At 58.7% G+C, this 26,736-nt stretch carries 20 protein-coding genes; 10 read left to right on the top strand and 10 right to left on the bottom strand.

Translation table 11 applies throughout. The features are described 5' to 3' along the window. Positions 1-77 precede the first annotated feature (77 nt). The gene (gene focA / locus AC2D8U_RS16290; protein WP_484620133.1) at positions 78-1,502 is read right to left on the bottom strand and encodes a formate transporter FocA; all 1,425 of its coding nucleotides are present in this window, start codon (positions 1,500-1,502) and stop codon (positions 78-80) included. Positions 1,503-1,768: 266 nt separating this feature from the next. Here focA and AC2D8U_RS16285 point away from each other — a divergent pair, with 266 nt between their 5' ends. Further along, positions 1,769-2,683: a LysR substrate-binding domain-containing protein gene (locus AC2D8U_RS16285; protein WP_484620132.1), complete on the top strand. Its 915-nt coding sequence runs from the start codon at positions 1,769-1,771 to the stop codon at positions 2,681-2,683. Between the two features lie 216 nt (positions 2,684-2,899). On the opposite strand, the gene AC2D8U_RS16280 is transcribed toward AC2D8U_RS16285, so the two are convergent. Both AC2D8U_RS16280 and AC2D8U_RS16275 read right to left on the bottom strand, forming a co-directional pair. After that, complete coding sequence (locus AC2D8U_RS16280; protein ID WP_484620131.1) at positions 2,900-3,373, bottom strand: hotdog fold domain-containing protein; 474 nt, start codon at positions 3,371-3,373, stop codon at positions 2,900-2,902. 278 nt (positions 3,374-3,651) lie between these two features. Then, positions 3,652-4,491: a hypothetical protein gene (locus AC2D8U_RS16275; protein ID WP_484620130.1), complete on the bottom strand. Its 840-nt coding sequence runs from the start codon at positions 4,489-4,491 to the stop codon at positions 3,652-3,654. A 248-nt stretch (positions 4,492-4,739) separates the two neighbouring features. Between AC2D8U_RS16275 and AC2D8U_RS16270 the strand changes: the two genes are divergently transcribed. Continuing rightward, complete coding sequence (locus AC2D8U_RS16270) at positions 4,740-5,540, top strand: DODA-type extradiol aromatic ring-opening family dioxygenase (RefSeq protein ID WP_484620129.1); 801 nt, start codon at positions 4,740-4,742, stop codon at positions 5,538-5,540. A 43-nt stretch (positions 5,541-5,583) separates the two neighbouring features. Here the strand turns inward: AC2D8U_RS16270 and AC2D8U_RS16265 are convergent, their stop codons facing one another. Further along, a complete protein-coding gene (locus AC2D8U_RS16265; RefSeq protein WP_484620128.1) occupies positions 5,584-7,464 on the bottom strand; it encodes a methyl-accepting chemotaxis protein in 1,881 nt (626 codons plus the stop codon). A 418-nt stretch (positions 7,465-7,882) separates the two neighbouring features. On the opposite strand from AC2D8U_RS16265, the gene AC2D8U_RS16260 reads away from it, so the two are divergent. From AC2D8U_RS16260 to AC2D8U_RS16250, 3 genes are all read left to right on the top strand, one after another. Next, positions 7,883-8,365 carry an HU family DNA-binding protein gene (locus tag AC2D8U_RS16260; RefSeq protein ID WP_484620127.1) on the top strand — a complete coding sequence of 161 codons (483 nt, stop codon included), beginning with the start codon at positions 7,883-7,885 and terminating at the stop codon, positions 8,363-8,365. Positions 8,366-8,491: 126 nt separating this feature from the next. After that, positions 8,492-10,477: a bifunctional 2',3'-cyclic-nucleotide 2'-phosphodiesterase/3'-nucleotidase gene (locus tag AC2D8U_RS16255; protein WP_484620126.1), complete on the top strand. Its 1,986-nt coding sequence runs from the start codon at positions 8,492-8,494 to the stop codon at positions 10,475-10,477. Positions 10,478-10,661: 184 nt separating this feature from the next. Then, on the top strand, positions 10,662-11,354 hold the full coding sequence (locus AC2D8U_RS16250; protein ID WP_484620125.1) for a hypothetical protein: 693 nt from the start codon (positions 10,662-10,664) through the stop codon (positions 11,352-11,354). A 103-nt stretch (positions 11,355-11,457) separates the two neighbouring features. On the opposite strand, the gene AC2D8U_RS16245 is transcribed toward AC2D8U_RS16250, so the two are convergent. The 3 genes from AC2D8U_RS16245 to AC2D8U_RS16235 all read right to left on the bottom strand — a co-directional run bounded on the left by AC2D8U_RS16245 (position 11,458) and on the right by AC2D8U_RS16235 (position 16,707). Beyond that, complete coding sequence (locus AC2D8U_RS16245) at positions 11,458-13,218, bottom strand: DUF885 domain-containing protein (RefSeq protein ID WP_484620124.1); 1,761 nt, start codon at positions 13,216-13,218, stop codon at positions 11,458-11,460. A gap of 169 nt (positions 13,219-13,387) precedes the next feature. Beyond that, positions 13,388-15,481 (bottom strand): glycoside hydrolase family 97 protein, encoded by a 2,094-nt coding sequence (locus AC2D8U_RS16240; protein ID WP_484620123.1) that lies wholly within the window; start codon positions 15,479-15,481, stop codon positions 13,388-13,390. Between the two features lie 278 nt (positions 15,482-15,759). Then, positions 15,760-16,707: a LysR family transcriptional regulator gene (locus AC2D8U_RS16235; RefSeq protein WP_484620122.1), complete on the bottom strand. Its 948-nt coding sequence runs from the start codon at positions 16,705-16,707 to the stop codon at positions 15,760-15,762. A 230-nt stretch (positions 16,708-16,937) separates the two neighbouring features. Between AC2D8U_RS16235 and AC2D8U_RS16230 the strand changes: the two genes are divergently transcribed. Further along, on the top strand, positions 16,938-17,615 hold the full coding sequence (locus AC2D8U_RS16230; protein WP_484620121.1) for an NAD(P)H-dependent oxidoreductase: 678 nt from the start codon (positions 16,938-16,940) through the stop codon (positions 17,613-17,615). A gap of 62 nt (positions 17,616-17,677) precedes the next feature. Here the strand turns inward: AC2D8U_RS16230 and AC2D8U_RS16225 are convergent, their stop codons facing one another. The 3 genes from AC2D8U_RS16225 to msrP all read right to left on the bottom strand — a co-directional run bounded on the left by AC2D8U_RS16225 (position 17,678) and on the right by msrP (position 20,924). Further along, the gene (locus AC2D8U_RS16225; protein ID WP_484620120.1) at positions 17,678-19,135 is read right to left on the bottom strand and encodes a sulfatase-like hydrolase/transferase; all 1,458 of its coding nucleotides are present in this window, start codon (positions 19,133-19,135) and stop codon (positions 17,678-17,680) included. Between the two features lie 125 nt (positions 19,136-19,260). Beyond that, on the bottom strand, positions 19,261-19,902 hold the full coding sequence (gene msrQ / locus AC2D8U_RS16220) for a protein-methionine-sulfoxide reductase heme-binding subunit MsrQ (RefSeq protein ID WP_484620119.1): 642 nt from the start codon (positions 19,900-19,902) through the stop codon (positions 19,261-19,263). An 11-nt stretch (positions 19,903-19,913) separates the two neighbouring features. Beyond that, on the bottom strand, positions 19,914-20,924 hold the full coding sequence (gene msrP / locus AC2D8U_RS16215) for a protein-methionine-sulfoxide reductase catalytic subunit MsrP (RefSeq protein ID WP_484620118.1): 1,011 nt from the start codon (positions 20,922-20,924) through the stop codon (positions 19,914-19,916). 256 nt (positions 20,925-21,180) lie between these two features. Between msrP and rmuC the strand changes: the two genes are divergently transcribed. The 4 genes from rmuC to AC2D8U_RS16195 all read left to right on the top strand — a co-directional run bounded on the left by rmuC (position 21,181) and on the right by AC2D8U_RS16195 (position 26,698). Beyond that, positions 21,181-22,470 (top strand): DNA recombination protein RmuC, encoded by a 1,290-nt coding sequence (gene rmuC, locus AC2D8U_RS16210; RefSeq protein WP_484620117.1) that lies wholly within the window; start codon positions 21,181-21,183, stop codon positions 22,468-22,470. A gap of 116 nt (positions 22,471-22,586) precedes the next feature. Continuing rightward, positions 22,587-24,500, top strand: coding sequence for a transglycosylase SLT domain-containing protein (locus tag AC2D8U_RS16205; RefSeq protein WP_484620116.1), 1,914 nt, complete (start codon positions 22,587-22,589; stop codon positions 24,498-24,500). Positions 24,501-24,566: 66 nt separating this feature from the next. Beyond that, on the top strand, positions 24,567-25,934 hold the full coding sequence (locus tag AC2D8U_RS16200; RefSeq protein WP_484620115.1) for an NfeD family protein: 1,368 nt from the start codon (positions 24,567-24,569) through the stop codon (positions 25,932-25,934). Beyond that, positions 25,931-26,698 carry a slipin family protein gene (locus AC2D8U_RS16195; RefSeq protein ID WP_484620114.1) on the top strand — a complete coding sequence of 256 codons (768 nt, stop codon included), beginning with the start codon at positions 25,931-25,933 and terminating at the stop codon, positions 26,696-26,698. The genes AC2D8U_RS16200 and AC2D8U_RS16195 overlap by 4 nt, the downstream gene beginning before the upstream one ends. Positions 26,699-26,736 lie beyond the last annotated feature (38 nt).

Below are 26,736 nucleotides of genomic sequence, written 5' to 3'. Positions count from 1 at the left end.
GCCAGCGACAACGACGCAAAGGATGCGGGCCTGAGGCCCGCATCCTTTATATCGTCACACTCGACTGATTGGCAGGATTAAGCTGCCGCACTTGCCTCCTGCTTGTCCTGAGTCGGGATGACTTCCAGTTTCGGTTTATAGCCTGCCAGGGCCGCCAGTACTCGGCGCTTCTCGACAACCCCCATCACTTCCTTGCCTTCCAACACCAAGGTCAGGGCGTTCCCCTGAGGGGTGGCCTTGCGGGCACGACCAGAGAGGGTCAGATCACTGTAGCGAGTCAGGTAACCGCCATCACTCACCGGGTGCATCTTGTTCTCATCCACCGCCAGGCGTTCGGCCAGCTTGAGGACCGGCTCATCGGCCTTGGCCCGGCTCTGAATGTTCTGCATCACTTCCACCACACACAGGGCATCGTCCCCTTCGGCATCGGCCAGATAGTAGCCGCGCAGCAGATCCTGTTCATCCACCAGGCCCACCGGCTCAGCGCCATCCATCACCAGGGCAGCGCAGCCCCCCTTACCCAGCAGCATTTCTGCCGCTTCGGCTACTGTGGTGTGCGGCGTAACCAGCACAGGCTTGGCATCGATCAGTTCTTTTACGGTCAGGTTCGCAGCGTGATGAGTCATGATTTTCTTCCCCTTGAAGAGTGATTGTGTCGCATTGTTTCTGTCGTGGATCCACCAGTGGCTCAGTCCAACAAAGACCGCCCCACCGAGGACATTCCCCAAAGTCACTGGGATTAAGTTGTTAAAAATGAAGTTGCCAATGGTGAGATCGGCAAACGCCTGGGGCGCGACTTCGATACCGGCCCAAAATTCAGGCTGGGCAAAGCCGTGGATCAAGATCCCCATGGGCACCAGGAACAGGTTGGCAATGCTGTGCTCAAACCCCGCACTGACAAACATGGCCACGGGCAAGACCAGCAACATGGCCTTTGCCAGGGGCTCTTTCGAGCTGTAACTCATCCATATCCCCAGGCACACCAAGAGGTTGCATAGGGCGCCAAGCACCAGTGCCTGGCTAAAGCTGTGATGCAGCTTATGCTGAGCCACCGACATCAGGGTCAAGCCCCATTGACCATCAGCCAGTTGATGTTGCCTGGCCAGCCAGATGAGTCCGACCAGCAGGAGCGCCCCCGTCAGGTTGCCGGCAAAAACCAGTCCCCAGTGGCGCAGCATTCGGCCCGTGCTGATCTGCCGCTTGGCCCAGGGGATCACGGTCAGCACAGTACTGGTAAACAGCTCTGCCCCGCAGATCACCACGAGGATCAGTCCCAGGCTGAATACCGTGCCGCCCAACAGGCGTCCAATGCCCCATGGCAGACCCTCGGCGCCGGTCAGTACGGTCACGTAGAAGGTAAATGCCAGACCGATGTAGAGCCCTGCCAGCATCGACAAGGCAAACTTTGCCGACGGACTGCGATTCAGCTTGCTGTGCCCGCTGCGGATCGCCTGGGCCAGCAAGGGATCCTGAGGGGCCGGCGCATTCACAGCCTTCAACACCCGGACCTCCTTGGCGTGATGCACTGGGCATCAGGTTGCGTTTTCATCAAGTTCCTCCGTTGATAAAGCCCGTCTCGCTGACGAGCAAATCCAGATTAGGGCCTACCGAAGAGAAATAAAAATTGATAATTTTCGCAACACGCATCAGCAAAATTGATGGTTTGCACCCATGCTGTGAAACACGCCGCAGAATCCCTTTGTCGGCTGTGAGAAACTGATAAACGTCCGTTCAACAGTCCCTATTCCAAGCAGAGTTGAGTACCACCATGCGCTATACCCTGAAACAGATGGCCGTGTTTGATGCCATCGCCTCACTGGGCAACGTCAGTGCCGCAGCCGAACAGCTATCCCTGACCCAATCCGCCACCAGCATGTCCCTGTCACAACTAGAGAAAATGCTTGGAAAACCGCTATTTGAGCGGGTTGGTAAGCGTATGGTGCTGACCCACTGGGGCCAATGGCTGCGCCCCAAAGCCAAGGGCTTGCTCAGCGATGCCCGTCAGATTGAGTTTGGCTTTGCTGGCCAACATCTGGTGAGTGGCGAGATCTGCCTGGGCGCCAGCCAGACGGCTGCCCATCATCTGGTGCCGGAACTTATCAGTAAAATTGATAAAGACTTTCCCGAGGTGCGGATCAAGCTGGAAGTGGAGAACACAGAGCATGTGATCGATGGGGTACTGGACCATGAATATCAGCTCGGCGTGATCGAGGGACGTTGCGACGACAGTCGGTTGGCACAACAAACCTGGTGTACGGATCACCTGGTGATCGTGGCGGGTCCGCACCACCCCTATGCCCAGTTGGACAGCATCAGCATGGGACAGTTGGAGCATGCCCAATGGGTGTTACGGGAACAAGGCGCAGGCACCCGGGCGATCTTCGATGCCGCCATCCACAGTCATATCGACGATCTCAACGTACGCCACGAATACGAACAGATCAGCATCCTGAAGACCCTGGTCAAGCAGGGTCCCTACCTGACCTGTCTGCCCGCCCTGGATGTGGCCCGAGCGGTCGACCGTAAAGAGGTGGTGATCCTCAATGTGCCCAACCTCAATATGGCTCGCCGCCTCTCTTTCATCTGGCGCCGAGAAAGCTCGGACAACCCCATACGCAACTGCCTGCTAACCGAGGGAAAACGACTCGAACGTGTCCGTCGGATCGATCATCAATTTGGTTGATAGTAAATGTCATTCAACACTTTTGAGCGCAAGCTTCACAATGGCTGAAAGTTTCAGCAAATATATCGAAAAGGCGACGACTTTTTGCCCGACGGAAGCATGAATTCACATCAATCGGGCAAATATCAAGCGAAGCGCTACAAAAAGCTTCATTCCGAAACGGGGTTCAGCCACGGCTTGGAAAGTGAATTCCATCAATTTCACAGATAAGCCCTGTCAACTTCCCTTCACTGGCTTCTCGCTGATCCAAAGCAGGATCTCCCCCTGAACCACGGGCTTGTCGTCGAGATCATAGGCCACCACACTGACGCTGAGATCGCCGGGCTGCCAGTGACTCGGCTCAACCTTTGCCACGCAGCGAATATCACTGGCGGCCTTACCCACATAGTCCAGACGCATCCCCTTGGGGATCCAGCGCAGATCCCTGGGGATAGATGCTTCGGCCACCACTCCCATGGCCAGCTCCAGGCCGTTACAGATGGCAATCACATGGACAGTGCCGATGTGGTTCTCCAGCCGACGCCGCTTCTTCAAAAGACATTCGCAATGATTGGGCTCCAGGTGGCTTACCCGGGCGGCTATGGTCTTGAAATAGGGGGCTTTCGCAGCGATGGCTCGGGCAAACAACCAGTCTCCCATGGGCAGAGGCCGAAGCCTCCGGTACAGCTTGAGGGCATAGTTCTCACTCATTCGCGTCTCCTTGCACTTCCCTACTGGTCTGACGAGTAGGGTACGGCAAAACGTGAGCCGAGTCACACGTTTGAGTGTATTCAACGTTTGTGGTTCCGGCTGAGAACCGGCCAGATCTGGCTCTCACTCTGAGCACCAATCTCGCCTACTGGACTGCGGCTCCGTTAACGACCGGTAAGGTAGCTTTTTGGGGATCAGAAAGGCCGGGCTCAACCCATGGATCGGCTTGAGCCCGGCCTAACGGGTTTAGATCCGGGAGGCACGGATCCGAGTCGTCGTCAGAAGCGCCGTCCCAGGGAGAGGAACCAGGAGTCCCGCTCGCCAAAGCCCCCTTCGAGGATCACCTCCCACTTCTTGTCGTAGACATACATGGCACCCACCACGGTATTCCAGGGGTCGGAAAGGTGCTGCTCCACTTCGAAGCGACCGTTGGGCGTCACAGTGTTGATGAGATCCCCCAACCCCAGATCGGCAATGTTGCCCTTAAACAGCTGGTCGACATCCTGGTACATGCCCCCGAGCCAGAGGCGCATCTCGTGTACCCCCATGGGCCAGCGATAGCCGGCTCGCGGGGTGGCGGTAAAGGCTCGGATCTCCCCGTCAAGGATATTGAGATCCGTGTAGGTGTAGTTGATGTCGATCAGGCCGAACCAGTTGCCATACCCGCCGGCCAGGGTGGTGCCGGCGCCGTAGCTGGGGCCTTTGAACTCTAGGTTAAACACCGTACTGAAGGGGCTAACATTGGGCAACCGTACCAGAACATCCACCGGCGCCGCACTGTCACCTTCGGTATAGCCGAGGATGGCGTAGGCGTTGAGAAACGGCAGTAGCCAGAGATCGCCGCGCAGGGTGTAGGTCTTAGAGGACTGCTGCGCCAGGTTGGCGTCGATCTGCACTAACTGCTCCAGTGGCAACAGGGGATCGGTCAGCACTATGCTGTCGATCACCAGCGGCTGATCCATGTCGAACATGCTGAGCGTTACACCAAAGGGCAGGGGCAGATCATAGCCCCGCTCATAGGCCTCTTTACCCCAGATGGGGAAGGTACGGTCATACTCCGCCTGGGCTGCTGGCACCAGCGCCAGCAGGCAAAGCGATGCCAGAGGGAATGGCTTCATAGTCCGAACTCCGTTGATAAACATAGTGTTAACATAGTCCCATTTCGCCTCACTCGCGCCGATTTCTTGCCCAACAAAGAAAAAGACGACCCACGGCGATGGGTAAGAGGGAGCCGATGTACCCTGGCGACCCCATTGAGTTCGGATACAGCTCAGAAATTAGAACGTCTCATCGCAATAATGTGACTGTTTTATAAACACTTTTAGCGCAATAATGGCACCAGGAGATCAGTGAAAAGGAGAATACGATGTCCCTTCAGCCTACTTTCTACATCCCCCATGGCGCAGGCCCCTGCTTCTTTATGGACTGGCAGCCCGAGGATACCTGGAAGGCACTGGAACACTACCTGAGAACCCTGCCCGAGCGTCTTTCAAGCCAGCCTAAGGCGGTCCTGGTGATCACCGCTCACTGGCAGGAAGAGGGCTTTATGGTCAGTGACCAGGAAAATCCAACGCTGCTCTACGACTACTCGGGCTTTCCCCCTCACACCTATAGCCTGACCTATCCGGCCAAGGGCGATCCCACCCTGGCTCAGGCCATCGTCGATCGCCTGCAAGCGGCTGGCTTAAAAACCGGCCTGGATCGGCAGCGTGGCTATGATCACGGTGTCTTCATTCCCCTCAAACTCGCCTTTCCCGAGCCGACCATCCCGGTGATCGCCCTCTCCCTCGATGCCAGTCTGGATCCTCAGCTGCACCTGGAGTTAGGCCGGGCACTGGCGCCCCTACGCCAGCAGGGAGTGTTGATCATCGGTAGCGGCATGAGCTACCACAACCTCGGTGCCATGCGTGCCCCGGCACACCATCTGCCGGCGGCCCACGCCTTCCACCACTGGCTGCGCACCGCTTTGCAGTCTGGGCCCGAGCAACGCAATAAGGCCCTGCTCCACTGGGAGCAAGCCCCCCACGCACGCGATGCCCATCCCCAGGAGGAGCACCTGCTGCCCTTGATGGTGGTCGCCGGCGCCGCTGAGAATGACCCCATGACTCATCTCTATGAAGAGACGATCATGAAGTTCCCTCAGTTGGCCGTGCAATTTGGTGGATAACAAAAAGCGCGGCCTTTCGGCCGCGCTTTCCTTGTGTTTCCCGTTACACCGAGAAGGCGGAGATCTTCTCGCCCAGCTCATTTGACTGCTGCCGCAGGGACTGTGCCCGCTGCTGAGCCCCCTCACTGTCCTTCACCAGATCATCGGCAATGGTATTGATGGTCATGGTATTGGCGGTCACCTCGGACGCCACAGCCGTTTGTTCCTGCACCGCCGTGGCGATCTGGGTCACCATCTCGGTGATCTTCTGGGTCGAGGTTCGGATCTGGCCAAGGGCAACCGATGCCTCGCGGGAGTTACCAACCGCCTGCTCCGCCAGGGTCGAACTGCCCTGCATGATCTGCACCGCCTGCCGGGTTGACTGCTGCAGGGTGGAGATCATCTGCTGGATCTCCGACGCCGAGTCCTGAGTCCGCTGAGACAGTACCCGCACCTCATCGGCGACCACGGAGAAGCCACGCCCCGACTCACCGGCCCGGGCCGCTTCGATGGCGGCATTGAGGGCGAGTAAGTTGGTCTGCTCTGCGATCCCCTGAATATTGGAGAGGATGCTGTCGATGGCCTGAGCGTGTTCATTCAGTTCATTGATCACCTTGGTGGCATTGGCCACCTCACCGGACAGACCGGCAATCGATTCACAGCTTTGCTCGACCTTGGCACCGCCCTCCTGGCTTTGGGCCAGGGCGGACTCTACCTCCTGACTGGTGCCTTCCGCATGGTTGGCAATCTCGTCGGTGGCCACGGCCATTTGGCGGATGGCGGTCGCCACCTGGCCGGTCTCATTCTGCTGGCGCTGAAGCTGGCTAACCGAATGATCCGCATCCGCCGCCCCCTGCTCCGCCAACTGCTCCATGGAGCTGGCCTGCTCCTGCAACTGCCGCACCAGACTCTGCAGACTCTCGACGAAGCGGTTGAAATTGTCTGCCAGTCCACCGATCTCATCCCGGCTCTCGATGTTGATCCGCTGGGTCAGATCCCCCCCGCCGGCGGCGATATCCGCCAGGGCCCTAGAGACATGTTGCAGAGGCAGGAACAGATAGTGACATGCCAGGCTAAACAGCACGGTACAGATGGTAACGACCAAGGCGGCCAACATCACGATGGACCACACCATGCTGCGCAAAGGCGCCAGTACGGAATCCCGCTCGACCAGTATCACGGTAGTAAAGCGGGTGCCGTCGATAGGCTGAACATGCAGATAGTAATCCAGCCCCTCAACCGTGACCTGACTTCCGCCACGCTGGGCCAGTCGGCTGTCGGTCAGCACATGGTACTGGTTGATCGCGGGCTGATTCACCAGTTTGCTATCGGCGTGGGCAAAGATCTTGCCCTCCTGAGTCAGGATCATCACACTGCCGCTGCCCGGCAGGACGATACGGTTAAGCTGGGCGATCAGATCCCCCATCTCCACATCGGCACCCAGTACGGACAATCCTTCGGGTCGGGAAACCGTCACCCCCATGGAAACCACACTCGCGCCGGTGGCGGCGGCGATGGTGGGATCTTCCACCACTACGGTTCCGCGACGATTCTGAGCATTGATATACCACTGCCACACACGGGGATCGTTATTGCCCTCGGGCAGGGAGACCCGGTTGGCGTTCTCCTGGCTGCCGTCAGGAAAAGCCATAAATACGTTATCGAAACCACCGGCATCACGAACCTGGCTGAGGTGATCATTCATCACCTCGTTGCTTGCCTGGGCAGGAAAGCTTTGCAGGGCCGCCCCCTTGCCGCGCAGCCAGTCAACGACATAATGGTTATAAGTGGTCGTCACGCCACTGATCTGTTTGGCGATGTCCTCATCGGTTTGCTTAACCGAATTGGTATAGCCGAAGAAGGTGGTCACAAAAGCACACAAAAGGATGGCAAAGGTCGCTGCGGCAGATAACTTAAACTTCAGCGATTGGGTGTTGGGTTTCATCACGTCAACCTGTCATTTGGGGTCTTAGCAATCCGTGCTGGATGAGTTGTTTTTCCTTAATCCCCCGCACGGACGTCAGACGCACTGTATATGTCAATCAACACACTGACAAGTAAAAGGAATATCTCTTATAAACAAGCGGAATCGGTGCAAACCCACGCGACTTCCCTACGCTGACAACTCCTCTTGCTCTCATGCCTTAGTGAGGGACTGAGTGCACACATTTATGAGCACAATCCGTCCTAAAGATCAGTTTCTCCATCGAAACGAAACGACACCAGATCACAACGCACCAAAACCCCTCCACACACGGATCACCAACCCCCCCCCGCGTTGCGACCAGGCTCACAATTAACATTCCCACCAGAAAGTGGATTCAAGAGCCAGTTCACACACAGGAGCCATCCGCCTCCCTAGAATGGCTATTGAGCTTGTCCTTCCCAATCTAACCTGTTTTTGGTTATACATCGGTACCGTTCTTGCGGTACCGATTTTTTTCTGCCCGATGCACCCGAGGGCGACTTACTGCTGCTTCCGTAAGCAATCACGCTTCGACTCATCGCAATTGCATCTCCAAATCGGTATAAAGCCTTCTTTTTGCCGGAAGCTGAACATGACTCGAGCCGAATTGATAAAACGCATCGCCATCTCTGCCGAACTGAGCCAGGCAAGCAGTAAGCATGCACTCACGGTCTTACTGGAGCGTATTACCCAGGCCCTGCATGAAGGAGAGACGGTCTACCTACCCAAGTTCGGTGTGTTCGAAGTGCGTCACCACCTGCCCAGAGTCGGCCGCAATCCTCAAACCGGCGAGCCCCTGCAGATCCCCCTCAAGACCACTGCCGCCTTCAAACCGGCAACGGCGCTCAAACAGGCGGTCAACCCCAACTCGGCGATCTGAGCGGCAAGCTGAGCCACGGCCAGGCATGGCCGGGTCCTCGCTGCCAAATGTTCGAGACAGCTAACATCCTGGTCGGATGAGTTGAGCTATACTCCGTCAACTTTTTTCTCACCCTGCTATCCCGCGATGAAAAAACACCTATCCACGGCAATGGCCCTCTCCCTCCTTGCCCTCTTCGGTTGCAGCCACGAACCGGCGCCCGCCCAATTGGAAGTGAGGATCCTGCAAACGTCGGATCTCCACATGAACGTTCAGGGCTACGACTATTACCGTAACAGCCCCACCGAGCAGTACGGCCTGGCCTATACCGCCGCTCTCATCCATCAGGCTCGAGCCGAACACGCCAATGTCTTCCTGTTCGACAACGGGGATCTGATCCAGGGTGCCCCACTGGGCGACTATGTTTTCCATCGCCAACAGCAGGATAACTACCTGTCCGAGCACACCCATCCTGTCTACAAGGCGATGAACCTGCTGGACTATGATGGGGGCAACCTGGGCAACCATGAGTTTGACTACGGCCTGGAGTTTCTCGGCGCGACCCTGGGTACCGCCAATTTCCCCTACATCAACGCCAACGTGGTGCATAAAGCAAGCCAGGAAAATGCCCCCCATGGCTATTTTGCGCAGCAGGCGCACGCCTTTAAACCCTATCTGCTGTTGGAGCGCTCCGTCACCGACACACAGGGCCAGGCCCATGATCTCACCCTGGGTGTACTGGGTCTGACACCACCCCAGATCATGAGCTGGGGCAAACGCCACCTCTATGGCCGCGTCGATACCCTGGATATGAAGAAAGTGGCCGAACACTATGTGCCACTGCTGCGTGAGCAGGGGGCCGATCTCGTGGTGATCATCGCCCACGCCGGGATCGATACCGCCGACTACCGAAGCCGCATGGAAAACACCGGGTTCCATCTGGCGGGCATGGAGGGGGTCGATGCCCTGCTGCTGGGCCACTCCCATCGCAGATTCCCCGGTGACTACGCCGGGATTGACGGGATCGACAATGAGCAGGGGCTGATCCAGGGAACTCCCACCATCATGCCCGGCGTCTGGGGCAGCCACCTGGGCTTGGTGGATCTCACTCTCGAGCGACACGGAGATGAATGGCAAGTGGTGGGCAGCCGGGCCCACCTGCGCCAGATCGATCCCGCCAAGGAAGATCAGGCCATCCTCGATGCCGTTGCGGCGGATCATGAGGGGACCAACGCCTGGCTGGATCAGGGCCTGGTTGCCCTAAGCAGCCCTATCCACAGCTTCTTTGCCCTGATGCAGGATGATCCCTCGGTACAACTGGTCGCCGATGCCCAGCGCTGGCATGGTGAAAAACTGCAGGCCCAGGGGGAACTGCCCAATCTGCCCCTACTCAGCGCCGCCGCGCCCTTCCGTGGCGGGCGCAACGGACTGACAGATTTTACCTTTATCGACGAGGGTGTCCTCGCACTGCGCGCCATTTCCGATCTCTATGTCTACCCCAACACCCTGAACGTGCTGAAGGTGCCGGGCAGTACCGTCAAAGAGTGGCTGGAGATGTCGGCGGGCCAGTTCAACCAGATCGATCTGACGGACACTTCGGTGCAATCCCTGATCAACAACCGCTTCCCCACCTACAACTTCGACAGCATCGATGGCGTCACCTACCGCATCGATATCAGTCAGCCCGCCCGCTACGGCATCGACGGTACCCTGGTGGATCCCAAGGCCAACCGTATCGCCGAGTTGGCATATCAGGGCAAGCCGGTGGAGCCACAGCAGGAGTTTCTGGTGATCACCAACAATTACCGTGGCAGCGGTGGTGGCAACTTTCCTGGACTAGGAAGCGAGCAGTTGATCTGGGACGATCCGGAGGAGACCCGCAACATCCTCTCGGCCTACCTGCAGCAGATGGCCGAACAGGGCAGTGCCCTCGATCCCAGTGCCGACGGGAACTGGTCCCTGCTCCTGCCGAAGGGAGAAGCCAATGTGGAGTTCACCTCCTCGCCGTCCCCCCATGCCTTGCGGGTCGCCCAGCAAACGGTCGCCTTTGACCATGTCGGCCAGGTCGACGATGAAGCGGATCCCCGCTTTGGCTTCGCCCGCTACCGATTGAACCCGGAGCCGTCCCAATAACCCAGTAAAAACCGCCGACCCTTCGGCGGTTTTTTCATCCTTAGACGGTGGCCAGTCCGAGGTCACCCTTGGGCTCAAGGAATATTAACGTCACGTTTTAGATCACTTTGTTCTTAGCGTCCCCGCAGCAGCTCATATACTCAGCAAAGTCACAGATCGGGCACCCCAGCAAGGAAGGACAGCCATGATCATCATGCTCGGAAGCGATAATGGTGACAGGGAACGAAGCACCCTGGCCCAGGAGTTGGCGGTTTACCTGAGCCAGACATTTCAATACAGAGTGATCCTAGTGGACTGCGATCCCCAAGGGGACACGCAACGCTGGTTGCAGTCCCGCTCCGCGAAACACGCCAACATCCACGGGATCGCCCTTCAAGGCGCACAACGGGAAAACCTCCTTAGCCTGGCGAAACATTATGACGCCGTCGTGATCGATCAAAGCCTGCAAGAGCGTCCGGCCCTGCGCACCGCCTTGTCCATCTCACACTATGCCCTGTTCCCCATCCGGCCCATGCAGCCGGGGCAAAATGCCCTGCTGCAATGGGAGGACCTTCTGGAAAACAGCCGTCTGTTCAACCCAAAACTTCAGGCCACCTTCGTCTTGATCCCAGATCCGGGACACAGCGAACTCCAGGAACCCATTGTGAACATGAAAAATCGCTGTCGCGGCCTCGATCTGGCCATACTCGATATCCAGTTGTTTCGCCAAAGGCCCCCCGCTCCGCCTTTGGGCGAAAGCCTTCAGGAGTATGATCCAAGCTCGCTCAGGGCGAAGGCACTAAGGCGTCTCTTTGCCCAACTTATCTGTTCTGAGGAGTCAGGTTCGAGTTTGCTCTCCTCCCGGAGAAACCTCGCGGTACTGCGCAGCCGAGCCTGAAATCGTCTCGCCTTCTTGGGCGGCTTAGGGGAATGCCCAGGGGACAGATACTGTCCCCTTTTTTTGCTGCTCCAATGACGATCCACCAACCGTCCCCGGCTTTTCAATACAATAATCGAGCCCGGATCTGGCCGATGGGCGCGCTGCCATGGCTCAAGAAGGCTTCATGAAAGGTTTTGAGATCAAAGGCTTCGCCCTGCTGCGCCTTGAGCTGCTCCCGCAGATCGTAGATCTGACGGAAACCGGCGTAGTAAGAGGTCAGCTGGACCTGACTCAGGGTTGCCCGACGCCACTTCTCCAGGGCTTCCTGCTCCTGCTGAAACGCCTGCTCCACCAAGAGCGCCATTCCTTGGGCCTGGGTCATGCCCAGCACATGGACTCCGTAATCCAGCAAAGTGTTGCTGATCACCCTCAGCTTCCACTTCCAATACATCAGCCACAGCTCGGGTTCATATCCCCCATAGCCCTGCTCCAGCATCATCCGCTCGGCATATACGGCCCATCCTTCGATCATCGCTCCATTGCCCAGGATCGCCTTCACCTGGCTCGGCGAACGATTGGCATAGACCAGTTGGGTGTAATGGCCGGGGATCGCCTCATGAATATTGAGGATCGGCAACATCCAGTGGTTGTACTCCCTCAGGGTGCTCTCCGCTGCCGCGTCAGTCAGTTCATCCAGCGGCGTCACGTTGTAGTAGGTGTTCGCCTCGGGCTCAAACGGACCCGGCGCCGAGATAGAGGCCCCGGCAACGCCGCGCATATAGGGTGGGGTTTCCCTGACGATCAAGGGCTTGTCCGGATCCAGGGTCAGCAGATCCTGTTGCCGGACAAACTGGGCCAAGGCCGGGATCTGACGTCGCACCTCCTCCACAAAGGCCTCCCGCGCCACATGCCGGGTGGAGAGGTGATCCACCATCATCCGTACCGCCGCCATGGGCTCCCTTGGCATGGGCGTGCGGGCCAGGTACTTGGGCCAAAGCTGCCGAGTGATGCTGATCATCTGTTTTTGTGCCTGGGCCTGATCGGTCAGCGCCTGCTGGTAGAGCTCGGCAGCCGGGATCCCCGCCTGGATCTCCAGGGCAAACTTCTGCTCATACAGTGCCTCGCCCAAACGAAACGCCCTAGCCGGGCCCGGGGCCGCCAGACGCTGCTCCAGATCGGCCACATAACTTAAGATCGCCTGTCGTGTTTCCAGTACCCGACGCTCAAACAGCGCCTGCTCCGCCTCGCTCAGATCTGAACGGGCCACCCGCTCCAGCAGCGGCTGCTCAAACAGCGACAGTCCCCCCTGGTTTTGCCGGATCGCCAGCTCAAGGTGCTCACGGGTGGGATGATTCAGGTTATGGCGCGCCGCCCGATAGTACTCGGGGACCCCCGCCATCCGCGCCAACACGGTGCGCAGTCGGGTCTCCTCGTCGGCCCAGGACTCGGACAACAAACGACCGAAGGGACCCGCGACATTATAGAGGGCCGGGTTCCACTCCCAGGCCCGGTAGACCGTCAGCCGCCACTGCATTTTCTCCAGTTGATTGAGCAGTAACGCCTGATCGTGCCCGGCATCGATCACCAGCTTGTCGGGATCAAACGCCTTCAGGCGGGGTTGCCACAGAGCGACGAAAGCCAGCAGGCGATCGCGCTGGGCCGGATCCGGGATCGTCAGTTGCCCGGCGCGACGATAGTCTCCCAACGACACGGCCCACTCGGGATCCAGGATCAACAAGCTATCCAGGCACGACTGGGCAAGCGTGGCAAACTGCGCACTGTAGCACTGTGCATCACAGATCGGCTCGGCCACGGGTTCGGGGGCACTCTGACACCCGGCCAGCACCAGCAGCGCCCCCATCCATCCTTTGATCCTTCTCATCCCATTCCATCCTCATGACTACCTGCTCGCAGCTTAACGTTTTTTTCACATACAGTTCAGTCAGATGGAACAATTTCTCGGTACTGACTGCCCGTTTGAGATAAAAAAAGCGCAGCGAACTGGGTCGCTGCGCCAACTGGCCGGGCATAAGCCCGAAGGCAAAAAACGGTTAAAGCGCTTTAAAACGGATGGCGGTGCCACCACCGCTGGCCAGTTTCAGCGTCATCGCCTCCTTACTGGTGACCAGGCGTTTCTCAATCACATAGTCGTAGGGATCATCACGCCAATTGGCCTGCTCCCCATCACGGTAGATCTGCGCCTCATAACGGCGTCCCGGCTCCAGGAAGCTCAGGTTAACCTGGATCTCCCGGGCCGAGTCGTCGGTAATGGCACCCAGGTACCAGTCCTCTCCCCCGCTACGCCCACCGCGCTCCTGACGGGCAAAAACCACGTACTCACCCACCTCTCCGGCCAGCGCCACACTCTGACGCCAGTCGGTGGGCACATCCTTGATAAACTGGAATGCATCGCTGCGCGCCAGGTAGTTACGAGGCAGATCCGCCGCCATCTGAACAGGACTGTAGAGCACCACGTACAGCGCCAACTGCTTGGTCAGTGTGGTCTGCACCCGGTTCTGTGCATCCAGCCCCTCAGGGGCCAGATCGAAGATCCCCGGGGTGAAATCCATGGGGCCCGCCAGCATACGGGTGTAGGCCAAAGTCGTGGTGTGCTCCGGTGGATTGGGCGGCGTGCCCCAGGCATTAAACTCCTGACCCCGGGCCCCTTCACGGCTCAGCCAGTTGGGGTAGGTGCGACGCAGTCCGGTATCCTTGATCGGCTCATGGGTGTTGATGCTGATCCCGTATTCGGCGGCCTTGCGGACATTGTCGAGGTACTCGTTGACCATAAACTGGCCATCATGCCACTCGTAACGGGTGATCCCCTGATCATCGACCCGCTTGATGTTACCGCCATCCTGCACATAGCCGGTCTTCACCTGGGCCACCCCGTGATCACGATACAGGGTAAAAGCGTCGTCCATCTGTTTGCGGTAATGGGTGACCGAGCCCGAGGTTTCGTGATGACCGATCAGCCGAACCCCCTTGGCCAGGCCATGATCTGTGGCTGCCTTGATATCAAAGTCAGGGTAGGACTCGGTGAAACTGAACAGATCGCCATTATGGAACCAGCTACCGTCCCAGCCGATGTTCCAGCCCTCCACCAGGACCCCGGCAAAACCGTGCTCGGCGGCAAAGTCCATATAACGCTGAGTTTCTGCCGTGGTGGCACCATGCTTATCGCCGGAGCCCCAGGTGTTCTCATTGATGTGCATCCCCCACCAGATCCCGATGTACTTACTCGGCTTCACCCAAGAGACGTCACCCAGGGCATTGGGCTCATTGAGGTTGAGGATCAGATCGGAGTTGAGCAGGCCGGTCGCCCCATCGGCGATCTGCACCGTCCGCCACGGCGTCTTGAATCCCGCCTGAGTCTTCACCCGCACGCCATCGGACCAGGGGGTCAGATCCGCCTTCAGGGTGCCATCGCGACGCTGATCCAGGGTCATGGCGGCGTAATCCGTCAAGGCCGCCTCATGAATGCTCAGGTGGGTGCCGCTCGCCATGCGAAAGGTCACCGGCGTATGCACCCGGTCAAACTCGCTGACCTGAGTATGCTTATAGATGTACTCGTAGCGGTTCCAGCCCCGGGCCGGGATCCACCAGGCCTCGGTACCATGGGGATCCGGCAGGGCGAATTCGGTCAGTTCATCGGTGATCGCCAAAGGCCCCAGGGTCCCCTGCTTGGGCACCTCGTAACGAAAGCCGATGCCGTCGTTGAACGCCTTGAATGCGATCACGAACTCGTGCTCACCGTCACTCAATCGCGCTGTCATCAGATTATGATGATCGACCACCCATTCGCGCTCTCCCCAGGGCTGCTGCCAAGTCTCGCCACCGGCTTGGGTTGTCACCTCACCAATCTCAAACCCTTGGCCAAACTCGCCCACCGAGCGAAACGTCAGGCCCAGGCGGGACGGCGCGATCACCGGCTCACCATTGAAATGAACGTGGTATTCAGGACGCCCATTGTCGTCGCTGAGGGTGATTTCTATGCGTTGATCCGGTGACTGGAGGGTCACCGTCTTTGCCCAGGCCGTCGTCGGCAGTGCCAGGGCAAGCGAGACGCCCAGCGCCGTCAGCGTCAAACGCCCGGCATAGGTGAATGAAGCAAGGGATGAAGTCAGGGGGGAACCAGTGGCCACGAAGATTTCCTTTTTCTTTTCAAGCGGACAGGCTCATGCTATCTATCCCCCTGACGCCAGGACAATCCTCTACATACGTATTCATCACCGGGACAAGCATCAACAAAGGGTGGAAATTGGCCTCGCAGTCCGTTAGGTCAAGTGCGTCCCCCCGCCGACAGAGCGCGAGCACCCTGCCCGTGGCATGAAGAGGGGAGGAAGCCGACTCACCGAGCAGCAGAAAATGCCTGCCAACCATCTTTCGGCTCACCGATCACGAACGATTACCCCCTCCCTCGTCACTGATCATGACTCGAGTAATCCGGCATATATTTTGTCCAGATGGGCGGCGAACCGATGGCGTCCTGCACAGCCTGAATTAAGTCACTGGCCAGCTTGGCCTGACGGCGGTGTGGATAGAGCGCATAGATCCGAGTCTCCATGGTGGATAAGCGGTGATCGGTCAGCAAAGGCACCAGATCCAGCCCTTCGATGGGTTGATCCAGGTAAAACAGATCGATCAGGCTGTAGCCCACGCCATCTTTGACCGCCGCCATCAGGCTCGCGACATCACTCACCTTATAGTGTCCCCGCATGCGATAGGTCTTGAGATCCTGACCATGGGGTGTCTCACTCAACAAGAGGCGATCCAGGGTGACATCCGGGTTGCTGTAGATCACCGCAGGCAGGGCGACCAGTTGCTCCGGTGTCGCCGGCGTACCGTGGCGAGCAATAAAGTCCTTGGAGGCGACCAAAACATAGCGTGTATCGGCGATCTTCCTGGCAATCAGGTTGGACTGGGAGGGCTTGCCGATACGAAAGGCCAGATCAAAATGATCGGCGATCAGATCTGAGAGTCGATCATCCAGACTCAGGTTGATCTTCACCTGAGGGTGGCGTCTCAGGTACCGGGAGATCACGGGTTGCAGGTAGCGCTGACCAAAATAGACCGGGGCGCTGATCCGCAAGGTACCGGTGGGCTCCGCCTGGTAGGCATCGGCAATGGCCTGGATCTGTGACAGGGTGTTCGACAGTACTTTGGCCTGGACCAGGATCTCTTCACCCGCCGAGGTCAGTGAGAAGGAGCGGGTTGAGCGATTGAGTAGCTGAACCCCAAGGCTGGCCTCTAGCTTTTTTATTTGCTTGGACAACAACGAGTTATCCATATCATGCAGGGCTGCCGCTCGAGTAAAGGAACCTTGCTGGACCACATCCATAAAGAGTAACAGTTGGTTGGCTCGGGACATCGTCGCTCCTTGTGCGAAAGCGCTTCATCAGGCCTGGTGATCAGATCTGGGATTGCCCTCTATTATGGACATTTTTATCCAAAGTAATTGGACATTAACGTCATTTTCTTCGCCCCTGCCCCTGGGTAACCTGCTCCCGCTGCCGAGCCCAATGCCAGCCCGGTTTAACTATGTTGCTGTGTTGAACAGCGGGAGTATGAGAAATGACAGTATCCAGTGAAAACTCAACCATGCAAAATAAGCTTCTTGACGCTTTTGAATTTCGCCATGCCACCAAGGCGTTTGATCCCAACCGCAAGATCGGAGACAGCGAATTCAACACCCTCGTGGAGGCTGCTCGACTCTCTCCCAGTTCCTTCGGCTTTGAGCCCTGGCAACTGATGGTGGTGCAGTCTCCGCAAAAACGGGAGCTACTCAAAGAGTTCAGTTGGGGAGCGAACGGTGCCTTCAACGGGACAGCGGGTCAATTGGATACCGCCAGCCACTTCCTAATCTTTCTGGCCCACACCGATGTGACCATGAAACACAACTCTGACTATCAACAACGCTTTATGAAAGAGGTGAAACAGCTGCCCGATGAGGTGATCGGCTTTATCAACCAGGCGTTTGAGAAGTTTCAGGAGCACGACTTCAAGATCCATGGCGAGCGCCAGATCACCGACTGGTCCGCCAAACAAGCCTACATCGCCATGGCCAACGTGATGACCTCAGCCGCCCTGCTGGGGATCGACTCCTGCCCTATCGAGGGGTTTGAGATGGACAAAACCAGTGAGGTATTGGAGCAGCACTTTGGCATCGATCCCAAGCGCTACCGGCCTGCGGCAATGGTTGCACTGGGATACCGTGCCGATGAGCCTCAATTTCCCAAGACCCGACGCTCACAGGAACAGCTCCTCTTCTGGTACTGAGTCCCCCTTATGAACAACGCGCCCTGATGGCGCGTTGTTCTGTTTAAGCGAGGAACTCGCCCTTACTCGATCACCCCACCCTTGTCGGTCCAGCGGAACTTCTTGCCCTTATTGAAGGCATCCAGATCCCGTTTGCAGGGGCCATTATAGGGGGTGGCGACCCCGATCTCCCGCTCGGCTGGGATCCCGACGGCGGTGGCCTTACGCCAGTCAAACGCGGCGTTGACCATCTCATGAAGCAGCTCCTGATGCGCTTCCTGTCGAGCCAGGTTGGTGGTCTCCCTAGGATCCTCCGCCAGGTTATACAGCTCAGGGCTCTCTTTATGGAAGATCAGCTTCCAGTCGCCCCGGCGCATGGCCAGCTTATGGGTGTGCTGCCAGAACATGTCCCGCTCGGCCAGGGGCTTGCCTTGGAGCAGGGCCTGGCTCAGATCCACCCCGTCCAGGGTGGCATCCATCGCCTGGCCCGTTAAGTTGGCGATGGTGGGCGTCAGATCATGGGTGATCATCAGATCATCATGAGTCTGACCCGGCGCAATGGTGCCTTTCCAGTAGGCCAGGGCCGGCACCTTGATCCCCCCTTCGTGGAAGCTGTTCTTATGGCCCCGATGGAGTCCGTTGACCTGGCCATGGCGAACCCCGGTGCGCTCACCACCGTTATCCGAAGTGAAGATCACCAGGGTGTTCTCCTCCAGCCCGTGCTCACGGAGTTTCTCCATGATCATCCCCACCCCCTCATCCATTGAGGTCAGCATATCGGAATAGCGGCGCATATATTCCGCCTTGGGATACTGCCCCTGCACCGTGTAGGTGTAGAACGCCTCAGTACGCAATGGCGGATCCGTCGGCCCCTGCAACGGTACATGGGGCGCAGGCTCGGCAAAATAGATAAAGAAGGGGTTCTCGTGTTCCCGCTCGATAAAGTCCACCACGGCCTCGTTGAGCAGTTCGGTGATGTATCCCTCCTGATCCATCCGCTCATGATGGACGTACCAGTCCACCTCACTTTCGGTGTTCATCTTGGACTGGAAATCGATATTGCCATCGAGGAAACCGACAAAGTCATCGAAGCCATGGGCCTTGGGCTGATTTTCTGGGGCCGAGCCCAGGTGCCACTTGCCGAAGATCCCGGTGCGATACCCCTGAGCCTTGAGGTGCTGTGGCAACGAGGGGTAGTCGGTAGGACTCAACCCCTCCTCGGCGGCGCAGTAGTGGTAGATATGATCCAGTCCGGTGCGCTGGGGGTACAGACCGGTCATCAGGCCGATGCGGGTCGGGGTGCAGACGGTGCTGGTGGCATAGAAGTTGGTCAGCTTCATGCCATTTACCGCCAGCTGATCCAGATTCGGCGTATGGATCCCTTCACCACCAAAACTGGAGAGACCGGCATAGCCCAGATCGTCTGCCAGGATCACTATCACATTGGGCTGAGGGTTGTCCGCCCGTTTTACCGGCTCGGCCCAGGCCGGCGCCGCCAGGGCGGCACCGACGGCCAGGGACACAAATATGGGTTTCGCCATGGGAACTCTTTCTTATTGTTGGTTATTTGTTCCCAAATTAATGCTGGCTCGACCGACGTACAAGGCACCCTTTGGCAAAGAACCGTAAAGCAGCCGGCATCGACCACAAGCAGCGCGCCCGTGCTTCAGCCTCGCCCACCGCCGACGGGCTTAACCGATTTAGCCCTGACTGACCCAACCCACAATGTCGCCATCCTCTGGCGGATCCAGGGCCGGCACAGCAGTAACGCCACAAACCCCAACAGGTAGAGGGCGGGCTCCAGGTTGCCGGACTTCACCGACCACCAGAAATGCACCGGAGCCAGCAGGGCCACCAGGTAGATCCCGCGGTGAAGCGTGCTCCAGCGACGGCCCAGCCTACGCTGCGCCGCCCTGGGTGAGGTCACTGCCAGCGCCAGCAAGAGCACAAAGCCGGTCATCCCCACGGTGATATAGGGACGCTTGACGATCTCCCCCAGCAGTAGCGCCCAGTCAAACAGCAGATCAAAGGCCAGGAAGGCCCCAAGATGTGCCAGGGCATAGGTGAAACACCAGAGTCCCAGCAGCCGCCGAACCCGTACCAACCAGCCCAGCCTGAGTCCGCGGGCCAGCGGCGAGATCAGCAGGGTCGCCATCAGAGTGTGGAGCGTGCCCATGCCAAGGAAATGGATAATGTACTGAACCGGATCGCCACCGGCCGCGCCGCCTTGCACCGCCAGCAACAGGTACAGCAGAGGCAGGGCACACCCCAGGTGCAACAAGGCTTTGAGCAAAACCAGCTTCTTCATCCCTGCTCCCCTCAGTAGTTGCGCCGTAGATCGAGGCCGTCATACAGATCGCCGACAAACTCGCCATAACCATTAAAGGGCTCCGTCGGGATCCGTTTGGCCGACAGCAAGCCCCCTTCGCCAATCCGCCGTTCGCTGGCCTGGGACCAACGGGGATGATCCACGTCGGGATTCACATTGGCGTAGAAGCCATACTCGTGGGCGGCCAGCTGATTCCAGGTGGTCGGTGGCTGCCGGTCGGTCAGGTGGATCCGCACAATGGACTTAATGCTTTTGAACCCGTATTTCCAGGGCACCACCAGGCGAATGGGCGCGCCGTTTTGCGGCGGCAGGGTTTTGCCATACAGCCCCAGGGAGAGAAGGGTCAGTGGGTGCATCGCCTCATCCAGCCTCAGACCCTCGACATAGGGGTAGTCGATCCCCCCACCTATGCCCCGGGAGCGCTGGCCACGCATCTGCTGGGGATCGTACAGGGTCTCAAAGGCGACATAGCGTGCCCTGCTATTGGGTTGCGCCAACTCCAGCAGCGCCGCCAGGGGAAATCCCAGCCAGGGGATCACCATGGACCAGGCTTCGACACAGCGCAGCCGGTAGATCCGCTCCTCCAGGGGAAAGCGCTCCAACAGCTGAGCCACAGACCAGACACCAGGCTTGTCCACTTCGCCACTGATCTCCAGTTGCCAGGGATCGGTCACCAGATCCTGGGCGTAGCGCTGGGGATCCGTTTTGGCGGTGCCAAACTCGTAGAAGTTGTTGTGGCTGATCACCTTCTCCTCCGGTGTCAGGGGATCGGCGATGCCAAAGCGCTGGCTGCCATCGAACGCCAAAGGAGAGCGACGGGCCGTTTCGGCCGGTTTGCCCAGCCAATCCAGCAGACCTGCCTGAACGCCAAGGGGGACGCTGGCGCCTATGGCCGAGAGGCCCAGGGCCTGGACGATATGTCGTCGCTGACGAAAAACCGGTTCCGGTGTCACCGACTCTGTGTCCATCTGCCAACGGTTTCTTCCCTTTCTGAGACTCATGGTCACTCCTGCTGCATCCACCAACACAAGAAAAAGAACGCCTTGGCGCCCACTCTCTTTCACCTTACCGATACGCTGGATTCAAGCCAAGGGATCGCAAGCAATCTGCACAGGCGACGCCAGCATGGTTTTTCGCTGCAAAAAAACGCAATCGACGCCCCTTCACGCCACGATGAGATCCCCCCCCTTGCAGGGTCGACGCTAGGATGCCAAGCTCGAAGCCATTCTCTTATCAATCAAAGATGTAGATCTGGCCATGACGATCGAATTCTGGATTGCCAGTGCCCTGGCAGGAACCCTGGTACTGCTGTGCCTGAGCCTTTTCCTACGCAGCCAACACCTGACTCAGGCCCGCCTGGTGGCCGAACAAGTGGCGCAACAGGGACAAAATCGTTGTGACGAGTTGGAGCAGCGCCTGGCGGCCAAGGAGCAGGAGCTTAACCGCCTCCATGGCGCCCTGGGCCAGTTGCGCAGTCAGGAGAAGCACCTGCGTGCCCAGCTGAGCGAGTTCCAAGACAATGAGGCCCGCTTGGGCAGTCAGTTTGAAAATCTGGCCAACCGGATCTTCGAGCAGAAACAGCAACACTTCCTTCAGCAGAGCAACAAGGATCTGGATGCAGTGCTGGCTCCGCTCAAACTGCAGATGGAGCAGTTCCGCGCCCAGGTACAGCACACCCACACCGAAGAGGCCAAGCAACGCCATGCCCTGGAGCAGCAGTTGCGAGATCTCAAGTCCCTCAACCTGCAGATGAGTGAAGATGCCCTCAACCTGACCCGCGCACTGAAAGGCGACAACAAGGCCCAGGGCAACTGGGGGGAAGTGGTCTTGGCTCGCCTGCTGGAGCAAAGCGGTCTGACCGCAGGACGGGAGTATGAGATCCAGGCCAGCCTGCAACAGGCCGATGGCAAACGCTATCAGCCCGATGTGATCGTACGCCTGCCCGATGGCAAGGACGTGATCATCGATGCCAAGATGTCCCTGCGCGCCTTCGAACGCTACTTCAACAGCGAAGAGGAGGCGATACGCCAGCAGGCCCTAACGGAGCACGTCGCCTCGGTACGTGCCCACATCAAGGGACTGGGGCAGAAGGACTATCACAAGCTGGAGGGGATCCGCAGCCTGGATTATGTGCTGATGTTTATCCCGGTGGAGCCGGCCTTCCTGACCGCAGTGGAACAGGATCCCTCCCTGATCAGCGATGCCCTGGCCCACAATATCCTGCTGGTGAGCCCGACCAATCTGCTGGTGGCGCTGCGCACCATTCAAAACCTGTGGCGCTACGAACATCAAAGCCAGAACGCCCTCAAGATCGCCCAACAGGCCGGCAAACTGTACGACAAGCTGGTGGGCTTTGGCGACGACCTGCAAAAACTGGGACGTGCCCTGGATACCGCCCACAACACCTACCAGAGCGCCATGGGCAAATTTGCCACGGGCCGCGGCAACCTGCTGCGACAGGGTGAGCAGGTCCGGGCCCTGGGCATTGAAAACGCCAAAGAGGCCGATCCCGCCCTCCTCAAACAGGCACTGCAACACGACCCATGAACGCCTTCCTCCTTCAACTATTTTGTGGCACGACAAACACCCCGACTAAGCTATACAGATTGTCTGATGCAGCCATTCGATGGCGCAACACACTCAAACCAAAAAGAGGTGGGCAATTGTCTTTGGGGAGCATCAAGTGCCAGTCCTGGCTCATGCTGGCGATATTGTCTCTACCGGTACAGGCGGCCTCCGTCGACCAGCAGCGGGCCTGGTACCAACAAGCCGATGAGGCCCTCGCACAGGGACGTCATCAGCGCTACTACCCGTTACGACAAAAGCTCGACGGGTACCCGCTAGCACCTTACCTGGATTATCAATATCACCGCAGTCAGATCCCCAAGCTAACCTCCCTGGAGGCGATGGCGGTCCTCGAAGATCTTGCAGACACGCCCCTGAAGCTCCCTTTCAAACACCACTACCTCACGGAAAAGGGGAAACGCAGAGACTGGGCTCCCTTCCTCGCCATCAGCCCAGAGCCCCCCAACAGCGAAGCTCTGCGCTGCTACTACTACCGTGCCCATCTGGCCCAGGGCAATACGGCGCAAGCCTGGGAGGGGGCCAGACTGATGTGGTTGTCCGGCCGCAGCCGGAACAAGGTCTGTGATCCCCTGTTCAAGGCCTGGGACAAGGCAGGCCAACGAACGGATGAGCAGGTCTGGCAGCGCATGCTGTTGGCTTACCAGGCAAGCCAATATGCCTTGCTGCGCTACCTCAACAGCTTGCTCGATGCGCCCTATCGTAGCCAAGGGGATCTCCTCGTACGCCTCTATCGTTATCCCAGCGATCTGAAGAAAAACCATAAAGAACTGAACAAACTGGGGGATGCTGGTGCCGAGATCGCCAGCCTGACCATTCGCCGCCAGACAGGGAAGTCACTTAGCCAAGCCTGGCGCCAGTGGCAACGGTGGGAAGAACAGCTAGGCAAACACAGAGAACAAACCGCCCACGATCTGCTGTTTAAGGCCCTACTGGAGCGCGAGTGGGACGCTGAGAAAGAGCAACTGATGCGCCTGACGCCCAGGGATGATGTGCTCTTCCTTCGGCTGCGCCGTGCCATCTTCGATGGAGACTGGACAGGGATCCAGGATTACCTCAGTCTTCTGAGCCCGCTGGCACAGGCCAAGGCCGAGTGGCGTTTCTGGCACGCCTACAGTGCCGAACAATTGGGCCTGCATGACACCGCTCAAAAGGCCTTCGCCAGCCTGGCGACACAACGCAACTTCTATGGCTTTATGGCGGCACAAAGGCTGAAGGTGCCCTACGCCCTCGACAGCGATCTGCCCTACTACACGTCCAATGATCTCCAGGACACCCTGGCACTGGAGGGCACCGCTCGCCTTGAGGAGCTCATGATGCTGGGCAAGCTCGAAGACGCCCGCAGGGAGATCCGCTGGCAACTTCCGCGCCTCTCCCCACAACAACAAAGTGCCCTGATCGCCATTGCCTACGACAAGCAGTGGTACTTCCTCACGGTGGAAGGCACCATCGCGGCCAAACTCTGGGATGCACTGCCCTGGCGATTTCCCAATGCCTACGATGAGCACTTTGTTCATTTTGCCGAGCTGCGCCAGTTGGACATCGCCCTGCTGCAAGCCGTGGCCCGACGCGAAAGCGCGCTCTACCCGAGGGCCCGCTCCCATGCCAACGCCTACGGCCTGATGCAACTGTTGCCCAGCACCGCGCAAAGCACTGCCGAGAAGATCGGTGCGTCCTATCACGGACCCAATGATCTCTATCAACCCCGGCGCAATATTCAGCTTGGCTCAGCTTACTATCGCCAGCTGCACCAAAGGTATGACGGCAATCGGCTGCTCGCCAGTGCCGCCTACAATGCCGGGCCTCACCGGGTCAGCCGCTGGCTGAAACGCTCCAGCGGGACGCTCGATGCCCCGCGTTTTGTCGCCACGGTGCCCTTTCGTGAAACCCGTGAATACATCGAGGCGATCCTCAGCTACCAGTTGATCTACGCCAGCCTGGCCGAGCGGGAGATCCCTCTCATGACCCAGGAGGAAAAGAAACGCCGCTATTGAACACGTCCGCTTTAGGCACACTGAGCCATACTTAGGGCACTGAAAAGCCGACATAGGGAATACCGCATGCGGGCCCTGCTGCTTTGCGTCATGCTCTGTCTCACCTGCGCCCCGTTAAGTGCCCAGATCTGGCTTGTGCCCCTCAAGGGGGGGATAGGTCCAGCCAGTGCCGATTACCTGGAGCAGGAACTGGCCCTTGCCGCCGAGGCCCAGGCCAGCCTGGTGGTGATCCAGCTGGATACGCCCGGCGGCCTGGACACGGCGATGCGGCAGATGATCCAGGCCGTGATCCAGTCCCCGGTTCCGGTCGCGACCTATGTTTCCCCCAGCGGGGCCCGGGCTGCCAGTGCGGGCACCTACCTGATGCTGGCTTCCCACATCGCCGCCATGGCACCGGGCACCAATATCGGTGCCGCCGCCCCCGTATCCCTGGGTCCCATGCCCGGGACGCAACCCACAGCCCCGACGCCCTCGGAAGGTGAGAGCGAAGAGGGTGCCTCTCCGGCCGATCCGGATAAAGTGGTGGCCGGTACCACCATGGAAAAGAAAGTCCTTAACGATGCCATCGCCTATATCCGTGCCCTTGCCGAGCTGCATGGCCGCAATGCCGACTGGGCCGAGACCGCCGTCAGCAAAGCCGCCAGCCTGCCCGCCTCGGAGGCACTTGAACTGGGGGTGATCGATCTGATGGCCGAAGACCTTCCGGATCTGCTGGCACAGATCGACGGACGCACCGTCAAGGTGTCCGGTAAACCTCTGGTGGTCGCCGCCACGGGCCCGCTCCTCGAGCGGCAACCGAACTGGCGCCATAAACTCCTCTCGGTGATCACGAACCCCAACGTGGCATACGTGCTGATGCTGATCGGCCTCTATGGCCTGATCCTCGAATTTTACAGCCCGGGCGTTGGCCTTCCCGGCGTACTGGGCGGGATCTGCCTGCTACTGGCGATGTACGCCCTACAGATGCTGCCGATCAACTACGCCGGGCTGGGCCTCATGCTGCTGGGGATCCTGCTGATGATCACCGAAGCTCTCAGTCCCAGCTTCGGGCTCTTCGGAATTGGTGGCGTGATCGCCTTCGCCTTGGGATCCACCCTGCTGATGGACTCCGAACTGCCCGGCTACCAGATCGCCCTGCCCTTGATCCTCGGTGTTTCCCTCACCTCCCTGGGCCTGTTCACCCTGGTGCTGTCCATGTTGCTGAAGATCAGGCGTAAGCCCGCCAGTACCGGGGACAGCCAGTTTCAACAAAGTGAGGCGGTCAGCCTCGACGGATTCCCCGGTGACGGCCGGGTACGTTTTGCCGGAGAGATCTGGCAGGCACGCAGTGATATCCCCATCAGGCCGGGTCAGCCGGTCGAGATCACCGGACGTGACGGCATGGTACTGCTGATCAAGCCCGCTCCAACATCGCCGAATAAGGAGAACCCATGATCCCTACATATACCCTGATGAGCCTGGTCGTGCTGGTCCTCTTCATCCTGATCAGCATGTTCCGTATCCTGCGCGAATATGAGCGGGCCGTGGTGTTCCTGCTTGGCCGCTTCCAGCGGGTCAAGGGCCCGGGCCTGATCATCATCATTCCCGTGATCCAACAGATGGTGCGGGTCGATCTGCGCACCATAGTGCTGGATGTCCCGACCCAGGATCTGATCACCCGGGACAATGTCTCAGTGCGGGTCAATGCCGTGGTCTATTTCCGGGTGCTCGACCCCCAGATGGCGATCAACAACGTGGAGAACTACCTCGAAGCCACCAGCCAGTTGGCACAAACCACCCTGCGCAGCGTACTGGGGCAGCACGAGCTGGATGAACTCCTGTCAGAGCGGGAGACCCTGAATCGGGATCTGCAGACGATCCTGGATCAGCACACGGACAACTGGGGGATCAAGATCGCCAACGTGGAGATCAAACACGTCGATATCTCAGAATCCATGGTCCGCGCCATGGCCCGCCAGGCAGAAGCCGAGCGAATGCGCCGCGCCAAGGTGATCCACGCCAGTGGCGAGCTGGAAGCGTCGAAAAAACTGGCCGATGCCGCACAGGTCCTGGCGAAGCAGCCTAGCGCCCTGCAATTACGCTACCTGCAAACCTTGACCGAAGTGGCGACGGATCGCACCAACACCATCGTCTTCCCCGTTCCCATGGATCTGATCAACAAGTTTGCCGAGCAGAAGGATGGCTCAAAAGAGGAGTAAACGACTGGCACATGGTCAAAAACTGGCCAATAGTTTGC

The organism is Ferrimonas sp. YIN67, assembly GCF_057219095.1.
The sequence above is the reverse complement of the archived record's forward strand: the minus strand, read 5'-3'. Positions and strand labels throughout refer to the sequence as shown.

Bases quoted from the DNA above. Each gene is read 5' to 3' on its own strand.
- AC2D8U_RS16275 (WP_484620130.1), bottom strand. From the start codon at position 4,491: ATGAAGCCATTCCCTCTGGCATCGCTTTGCCTGCTGGCGCTGGTGCCA.
- AC2D8U_RS16250 (WP_484620125.1), top strand. From the start codon at position 10,662: ATGATCATCATGCTCGGAAGCGATAATGGTGACAGGGAACGAAGCACC.
- AC2D8U_RS16245 (WP_484620124.1), bottom strand. From the start codon at position 13,218: ATGAGAAGGATCAAAGGATGGATGGGGGCGCTGCTGGTGCTGGCCGGG.
- AC2D8U_RS16265 (WP_484620128.1), bottom strand. From the start codon at position 7,464: ATGAAACCCAACACCCAATCGCTGAAGTTTAAGTTATCTGCCGCAGCG.
- AC2D8U_RS16260 (WP_484620127.1), top strand. From the start codon at position 7,883: ATGGCTATTGAGCTTGTCCTTCCCAATCTAACCTGTTTTTGGTTATAC.
- AC2D8U_RS16225 (WP_484620120.1), bottom strand. From the start codon at position 19,135: ATGGCGAAACCCATATTTGTGTCCCTGGCCGTCGGTGCCGCCCTGGCG.
- AC2D8U_RS16285 (WP_484620132.1), top strand. From the start codon at position 1,769: ATGCGCTATACCCTGAAACAGATGGCCGTGTTTGATGCCATCGCCTCA.
- msrP (WP_484620118.1), bottom strand. From the start codon at position 20,924: ATGAGTCTCAGAAAGGGAAGAAACCGTTGGCAGATGGACACAGAGTCG.
- AC2D8U_RS16230 (WP_484620121.1), top strand. From the start codon at position 16,938: ATGCAAAATAAGCTTCTTGACGCTTTTGAATTTCGCCATGCCACCAAG.
- AC2D8U_RS16200 (WP_484620115.1), top strand. From the start codon at position 24,567: ATGCGGGCCCTGCTGCTTTGCGTCATGCTCTGTCTCACCTGCGCCCCG.
- AC2D8U_RS16280 (WP_484620131.1), bottom strand. From the start codon at position 3,373: ATGAGTGAGAACTATGCCCTCAAGCTGTACCGGAGGCTTCGGCCTCTG.
- AC2D8U_RS16235 (WP_484620122.1), bottom strand. From the start codon at position 16,707: ATGTCCCGAGCCAACCAACTGTTACTCTTTATGGATGTGGTCCAGCAA.
- AC2D8U_RS16270 (WP_484620129.1), top strand. From the start codon at position 4,740: ATGTCCCTTCAGCCTACTTTCTACATCCCCCATGGCGCAGGCCCCTGC.
- msrQ (WP_484620119.1), bottom strand. From the start codon at position 19,902: ATGAAGAAGCTGGTTTTGCTCAAAGCCTTGTTGCACCTGGGGTGTGCC.
- rmuC (WP_484620117.1), top strand. From the start codon at position 21,181: ATGACGATCGAATTCTGGATTGCCAGTGCCCTGGCAGGAACCCTGGTA.
- AC2D8U_RS16195 (WP_484620114.1), top strand. From the start codon at position 25,931: ATGATCCCTACATATACCCTGATGAGCCTGGTCGTGCTGGTCCTCTTC.
- AC2D8U_RS16255 (WP_484620126.1), top strand. From the start codon at position 8,492: ATGAAAAAACACCTATCCACGGCAATGGCCCTCTCCCTCCTTGCCCTC.